This is a genomic window from Psychrobacter sp. T6-1 (assembly GCF_052258445.1).
The window spans coordinates 1-520 of sequence record NZ_JBQQFC010000833.1 but is presented as its reverse complement, the minus strand read 5'-3'; the positions used below and the strand labels follow the sequence as shown (position 1 = coordinate 520).

Below are 520 nucleotides of genomic sequence, written 5' to 3'. Positions count from 1 at the left end.
CAGGGCGCTGCGTATCTGAAACGGGCATCTTGGATGAAGAGATGGAGGATCGCGTGGTAACTTGGGTGACGCCTTAGTTTTTTATTTAGTGTCGTCTAATATTTTAGTTTTAAAGACGATTTTTACTCCTGTGACGCCAGCGCCGCTGATTTTGCTTTAGTTTCAGCTTCTATTTGGGTGTCAGCCAGAGGCGGAATAGGAATACCTTGGCGGATTTGAGCTGAAAAGTCACTACTTTGATCATCTGTTACGCGCTCGATCCGATTATCAAACCCTTGAACTTTGGGATTGATATGAGTGCGCTCATACCAGGTATCCATTGACCAAGGCTGACCGCTGTTATCGGGGTTGGCATCAAGCATACCGACGTCAAATAGATAGTTCGGCAACCAGCCTGAGACCCAAATGCGATAGTCCCATGGCAGACGATCTCCACTGACGACACGCGCCATATAAAAGATAATATTGGTGCAGTTACTCACCAAAGTGTTGTACCAAGCAGGCTTGGCATTAAGCTCAT

The 520-nt window shown here is 46.5% G+C and carries 1 protein-coding gene; it reads right to left on the bottom strand.

Going from position 1 to position 520, the window contains the following annotated elements; all coding sequences use genetic code 11:
• Positions 1-122: 122 nt before the first annotated feature.
• The coding region (locus tag ACTXGO_RS16230; protein WP_443575253.1) for a lipoprotein N-acyltransferase Lnb domain-containing protein at positions 123-520 on the bottom strand (398 nt) is incomplete at its 5' end.